4 protein-coding genes and 2 pseudogenes are annotated in these 6,525 nt (G+C 46.0%); 3 read left to right on the top strand and 3 right to left on the bottom strand.

Features of this window, described 5'->3' with window-relative positions; genetic code table 11:
- Positions 1 to 99: 99 nt before the first annotated feature.
- Positions 100 to 504 (top strand): annotated as a pseudogene (locus V5298_RS09120) (helix-turn-helix transcriptional regulator); the annotation flags it as partial.
- Between the two features lie 160 nt (positions 505 to 664).
- Entirely contained in the window at positions 665 to 2,683 is a 2,019-nt protein-coding gene (locus tag V5298_RS09125; protein WP_332931153.1) for a hypothetical protein, read from the top strand.
- Between the two features lie 76 nt (positions 2,684 to 2,759).
- On the opposite strand, the gene V5298_RS09130 is transcribed toward V5298_RS09125, so the two are convergent.
- From V5298_RS09130 to V5298_RS09140, 3 genes are all read right to left on the bottom strand, one after another.
- Complete coding sequence (locus V5298_RS09130; RefSeq protein WP_332931154.1) at positions 2,760 to 3,437, bottom strand: hypothetical protein; 678 nt, start codon at positions 3,435 to 3,437, stop codon at positions 2,760 to 2,762.
- Positions 3,438 to 3,523: 86 nt separating this feature from the next.
- A complete protein-coding gene (locus V5298_RS09135; protein WP_332931155.1) occupies positions 3,524 to 5,482 on the bottom strand; it encodes a RecQ family ATP-dependent DNA helicase in 1,959 nt (652 codons plus the stop codon).
- A gap of 79 nt (positions 5,483 to 5,561) precedes the next feature.
- Positions 5,562 to 5,801, bottom strand: coding sequence for a DUF2164 domain-containing protein (locus V5298_RS09140; RefSeq protein ID WP_332931156.1), 240 nt, complete (start codon positions 5,799 to 5,801; stop codon positions 5,562 to 5,564).
- A 415-nt stretch (positions 5,802 to 6,216) separates the two neighbouring features.
- Here V5298_RS09140 and V5298_RS09145 point away from each other — a divergent pair.
- A pseudogene (locus V5298_RS09145) lies at positions 6,217 to 6,525 on the top strand (hypothetical protein); the annotation flags it as partial.

Here is a 6,525-nt window from a genome sequence, read left to right on the forward strand (position 1 = left end):
CTTGCCATGCGGGAAGCGGCAGCATTAAACGGTAATGTTCCCATCAAAGTGTCGATGGCCGAAATCGACCTTCACGGTGCCCACTTTAAAGGCTTATCGTTGCATGAGCTTTACTACGTTATCCTAAAAGGCGAGGCGGGCAATGCCTTTAAGCAAGCCTTTGGTGTTGGTAATGAGATTGCTCGTTCCATCGCATATTTATCCGCCCGAATCAGTGAGCCTGTGAGCATTGAAGAAATGGCTGATTACATTGGCATGAGTCGGGCAGTGTTTCACCGTAAGTTTAAACAAGCGACCAATATGTCACCCATCCAGTTTGTCAAATCCATGCGCCTGAATCATGCTGCCATGAAAATTTCAGAAGGGGTCAATGTAAATGTTGCTGCCATGGAAGTCGGTTATGTGAGTTCATCCCAATTCAGTCGAGAGTTCAAGCGCATGTATGGCAGCTCTCCTAAGCAATGGATCCAGCATAAAAAGCAGCTAGAACGCCCCATGCCTTAATCCCGTCGCCCCAAGTATCACCCGTTATCGACACATAGCGCTACTTAGTGGCACCTAACATTAAATCGATTAAAAAAATAATTGATTAATTATTGAGCAGTCGTAATGCTTGATAATGATTTTTTCAATGTGATCGCATAAATGTTTAGGGAGAGAGGTTATGAGAAGCGTGTTGAACGGCGTTAGGCTATGGCGAGTTTCTGCTATCGCTACTGCAGTGTTAGCAATCACTGCTTGCGGCAGTGGCGATAGCGAAGATGGAGAAACATTGTTATCAGGCGTGTTTTTAGACAGTGCGGTGGAAGGGCTAGAGTACGAAACCGCTAGCATGTCGGGTGTCACCGATGAAGAGGGCACATTTTACTATCATGAAGGGGAAAGTATCACTTTTTCCATTGGCGGGATCGAACTCGGCGAGGTGCCTGGCGAGGAGGTGATTTCGCCGTATTCATTTGTCACTTCTGACGCTGTCTCCACCGATGTGGTAACCAATATTGCACAATTTCTTCAGACTCTCGATATGGATGGCGACCCCACAAACGGTATTGTTATCAGCGACGATGTGCTGGTGGCCGCTGAAGATCTCGCCCTTATTTTTGATGTGCCAAGTGAAGAGTTTGCCTCAGACAGCGACCTTGCAACCGCCCTTGATCTCCTTGCTACCCATTTAGAATACAGTTATGAACACATGGTATCGATTGAAGAGGCCTTGGCGCACCTGGATGAAACCCTCGGTGGTGATGACGACACAGGCTCAGGCGGTGATGATAGCGTTGTTTTAACGAGTTTAAGTGTTACCGGTAACGATGGTGCTCTTAGCAGTATTTGGGATTATCTGGAGATTCGCGACATTGCGGTGGGGTATACAGAATTTACCGGTGTGGACGAGTCCGTTTTATTAGTTGGCGGTGAGGATGTGGATTCTGCCGAAACATTAAGTGGTTTAACGTCATCTCCGAATAACGGCTTTGCCATCGTGGCTGCATTTGCCGATGGTACAAATATCACCGGTGCATCCATTATCTCTGTGGTGGAGGGCGTGGAATATAACTTTGAATGTACCATTAATTGTGACATTGCCATTGATGTTGAAGGACAACTTATCACCTTTGATAATGCCGAATTTATTTGGGAAGACGGCAACGATGCTATTTTTGTTAGTGGATCTGTGCCCTGGGATGATAGTGATGAATACGTCGATACCACAGACTGGGTAGGCTCTGAAGCGCCCAGCGATACCACCTTTTGCGCCACTAACTTGGCAACTACCGCCACTGCGTTGTCAGACGGTGGCTTGGCCTATACCACCGATGACGGAAATTGCGTGGGGTTATTAAGCGTTGAAAGTAATAAATTTACCAAGCCGCTAACCACCGCCATAGTGTCAACCGGCGACGGCGCCGCCAGCGGCAGTATGTCCATCGACAGCCAAGTTAAACTCTATTCTCGTACCGTAGATAAGGGCATTGATTATACCGATGAAAGCGGAAACGCCTTATTTGAAACCCTTGTTCAAGGGGCGTTTGAAATCACCAATACCAGTGAACATGAGCTTTGTCTTTCAGATATTGATGATTGGCAGATGCTAAAAGCGGACGGTACAGAGTTAGTAAAATCAGAAGTGGTGAGTTATAGCTTTAACGATACGACCTATAGCTATGAATCTACCAGCTTAAACCAGTTCAGCCTTCCTGGCTTATCGTGCCTACCACCCAGTGGCACAACCATGGTACATCTCACGCTGTTACAATACATGGTGAGCGACAGTGAGGAATTACTGTTTCCTGAGGTGGACGAAATCGCCGTATCATTGGAAGCCGAGTATAACCTTGTCTCCGAAAGCACGGTGTATACCACATTAACGCCGAATTATATGGAATGGCTGTATGTGAACGGTACGCCAGGGATCCGGTTTGCCTTTACCAACAACACGGGGATACAACTGGTTCAAGATGATACACATCCGGTTTGGTATTACGATAGCGAGGGCTACCCAATTTTAAGAAGCTATGTGTATTTGCACAAAGAACTGGGTGTGGAAGACTACGAACTTATAGACAGTGATCTTATTATAAACGATGGCGATCAAGTGGTGTTGCTGGACGATTCTGCGGAAATTGCCATTCTGGCGCTAGGAGGCGGCAATGCGGTTAAGGCCGTGCTTTATCCTGACTTCTAAATAGGCAATAGGTCGTCAGTGACGGACAGGGAAAAGGGTATTGATGCAAAACTGCACAATACCCTTTTTTATTGGTTTAGTGTGTTGATAAATCGCGGTTCGCAGTGAGGCAAAAATAGACCTCATTCCCCAGATTTTCATACTCAGTCATCGGGTTTTTATTTCGATGGCTAAGACTAAATGAAGGGGAGGTTACTGCTGTGAGTTTATCTGCGCATGCCTTGATACTGCTGACAGGATTAAAGCTGAGGTCCTGTGGCACCAGCACGTGTGCAGTGGTGTCATTTTTGCCAGTAGGGGGATTGCCCTTAATTGAACCGGCAATATTTGCCAATTGTTCATTCGCAGCGCCGCTATTAGGCGCTTGCGGAGCTAGCCAGAGTAAATGGCCCACTAACATTACCACCGGGACCGGCACCAATAACCAGCTAAGGGCAAAGTCTGCCCATGGCGATGAAGTCAACGTGGGATGCGGCGTTTGAACAAGAGTTACCAGTGCAGGATCATCCCCCGCCATGATAAGCGTGTGTGCTTCTACTTCAAGGCCCATGGCGATGCGGGTGAGGTTAGCAAATGCAACGGGTTGTTCACGAAAGACCTTATTAATGAGATCTTTAGGAGGGTGGGCTAGGTTTTCTAATTCGGCAATTCGTCTGGCCAGTTGGATCTGGGTAGCAAAACCTTTGCGGATCATTGCTGCTTCTAATTTTTGACGTGATGCTTTAACGCCTCTTTTACGTTTACGATTTTCCATATTATTAGCGCCTACTAATAGAATGTGCTCTGAGAAATGGGCATAACTAACCCAATTTATAAACGCTTATAAATACATTAGAGACATTAACCTAAAAGCGAGGCCACCAGGGTTTTTACATCGCCATATCGACAGTGCTCGCAACTTCCGTATCCCGTGACGTGTTTTATTTTTAAACGGGTAAATAAAGGCATGGTCATGCCGGTTAAAAAACGGCAATAAATAGATTCCGTTAGCGGTATATCAACGTTATTTTTGAGGTGAGCATTAAGTGCCGCCATGGCTTCGGCAACCTGGGTTTTATCTGGCATGACGATGGGGTTCGAGTAGGCAAGCTTGGCCACCTTCCCCATACACACACTGCAATGGCCACATTGTGCCGGCGCTTGTTTATCATCAAAGTAGGCAGATAAACTCGCATTTAAACACGTATCGAGTTCAAAAAATCTTACTAAATTGGCAATGCGCTGAATTTCTTTTTGTTCGTTGTCAGCAAAATATGAGGCAAGTTTGTCGGCTAAATCAGGCGCTGACAGCCGCTGCAAGTTGACTTCGTAGACCTCGGTGATTAACCGTGATGCGAGCTCGATATGATTATGTTCGTGCAAGTACTCCAAAGCGGCGACCACGCGGGCGCGCTGCGCCCCATAGTGTTGATAAATACTGTCAAAATCCACAACACCCCACACTTTTTTCATAGTAGTGTGAGTAAATACGGCATTTAGAAATGCGCTGCGCTCCTGGGAGAACTGGCTGAGGATCTGGGCTTTGTCGGTATTAAAGCGGTATTTGTATTCGGCAAAATAGGCATATAACGGGCGGATGATCCCCGCGAGTTCAAGCTGTACTAACAGTGTTTTTAACGGCAACTGACGAATGTTGCTTAACGTTGATAAGCTATTTATTTGCATTTCCCATTGATAGACACCGTTCGGCGTTGCGCTTTCTTTTTGACTGGCAATATCGTCAATAACATGTTGAATAGCGGTTTGTTCCGGGGTGTCACCATAGACAAAATTCTCAATGGTCACTAAGCCATCTAAGTTCGCTAACACTGTGCAGTTGGCCGGTTGTCCGTCACGTCCACCGCGGCCAATTTCCTGGCTGTAATTCTCAATGGACTTGGGTAAATCGTAATGGATCACAAAACGGATATCTGATTTGTCGATACCCATGCCAAAGGCAATGGTGGCCACCACCACTTGCAGGTGGTTTTGCATAAAATCTTGTTGAATCGATTGGCGTTTATCACTGTCTAAACCAGCGTGATAAGCGCTTGCTTTGTATCCATTTTGCTGTAAAAACCGGGCCACGTCTTCGGCAGTATGTTGCAGTGTCACGTAGACAATGCCCGCCCCTTGTTGCTGCTGTAATTCTTGTAACAATGCCTTATTTTTATTGGCGTCATCGACAGGGGTGACGTTGAGGTTGAGGTTTTCGCGATAAAACCCCGTTTGAATAATGTCATCGGGAGCGATGGCAAACCGTTGGGCCATATCCTGTTTGACTTTGTTGGTGGCGGTGGCGGTAAGCAGCAAGACCAAAGGAATGTTAAGCCCTTGCTTGTAGGCGGGCAGTTTTAAATAATCTGGACGAAAATTATGCCCCCATTCAGAAATACAATGTGCTTCATCAATCACCAGCATAGAGACTGATACTGACTCGATAAACTGGCGAAAACGTTCGTTTTTGAAGCGCTCCACCGACACCATTAAAATTTTGCACTGACCGGTTCGCACATCCTGCATGACTTGTTTGTTTTGCTCCGGCGTTAAGGTGGAGTCAATACTTTCAGCCGCGACACCTTTCTCCCGTAAAAACGCCAGTTGATCTTTCATTAAGGCTAACAAGGGGGACACCACCAGGGTTAAGTGGGGAAGTTGGGTAGCGACAAATTGATAGCACAGGGATTTTCCTGATCCGGTGGGGAATATCGCTAACGTGGAACGCTGATTTAACAGTCGCTGCACCACGTCCTCTTGGCCCATACGAAATGACGAAAAGCCAAACAGACGTTGTAAAATGGAAGTGTAATCGGAGGTCATGTTATTGCATCTTTTTTGAACAGTGTCATAGGGTCTCGACGACGGAAGGTGATTTCGCCATTTTCATGGTGTAAAACCGTTAACCTTTTTCCAGTTGATATATGGCATCCGTGAGCCCGTCCATTCGGTCTGTCAACACCGCTTGGGCGTCGTATAAGCCTTGATTATAGAACAGGCTTCCCATTTCTTTGGCAATAAAATCAAGCAAAAAGTCAGCATCAAATTGCCCAAGTTCTATGTCTAACTCGGTTTCCATGTAGCTTTGTAGCTTTTCGGTGATCTGTGCTTTTTGTTCGGCGCTAAATGTAATGTCTGACATTGCCCATCTCCATACAGGATGCATTGTGAGTTAAGAAACTATTGCAATGAGCTTATCGCATTTACATCTACTTGTCGGTGAATTTAGCCTATTTACGGCTAAAACAGATCCTGAGTATTGGCTGTTGTTTAGACGGTGGGCTGTTCGAGGCATGCTTACCCATAAGCTGCCTTCCTATTTCCTTTTTGATTCGTAAAAACGTGTAAAAGTGCCTTCTTAGGCTAACCGTATTGCCGGGTAAAATAGCGCTAAGATTTGGTTTGTTAGTTAAGATAGTTTTGCGTAAAAATCATCCTTTTTTCATACTATTAACAGCTCGATATTAGATTATGGGATAGGCTTGTAGTTGCACGTATGGCCGTTTAGACTTGCCTTTACTTACTTCTTCTTTTTCTAAGAGATGGATTTTTCCACCATGTCGCCCTTTAAGTTTCTTCATCAATCGGTACGTCATGTAGGCGTGAGCCAGCTGTCTTATGGTATACGGGTTTTCATTGCACTATGCGGTGCGATAGCGGTCAGTCTGGTCACCGACCGAATCGATATGGTCATACCGCTTTTTCTTGGTGTTATTGCCAGCGCCTTAGCGGAAACTGAAGACGGTTGGCAGGGGCGTTTGCGGGCATTGTGCATTACGCTTGTGCTGTTTCTGATCACTGCATTTGGGGTTCAGCTATTAATGCCTTATCCATGGGCGATGGGCGTTTCTATTGCTGTTGTGGCT

The organism is Alteromonas sp. 14N.309.X.WAT.G.H12, assembly GCF_036697315.1.
Taxonomy (GTDB): Bacteria; Pseudomonadota; Gammaproteobacteria; order Enterobacterales; family Alteromonadaceae; genus Alteromonas.

Bases quoted from the DNA above. Each gene is read 5' to 3' on its own strand.
- V5298_RS09140 (WP_332931156.1), bottom strand. From the start codon at position 5,801: ATGTCAGACATTACATTTAGCGCCGAACAAAAAGCACAGATCACCGAA.
- V5298_RS09125 (WP_332931153.1), top strand. From the start codon at position 665: ATGAGAAGCGTGTTGAACGGCGTTAGGCTATGGCGAGTTTCTGCTATC.
- V5298_RS09135 (WP_332931155.1), bottom strand. From the start codon at position 5,482: ATGACCTCCGATTACACTTCCATTTTACAACGTCTGTTTGGCTTTTCG.
- V5298_RS09130 (WP_332931154.1), bottom strand. From the start codon at position 3,437: ATGGAAAATCGTAAACGTAAAAGAGGCGTTAAAGCATCACGTCAAAAA.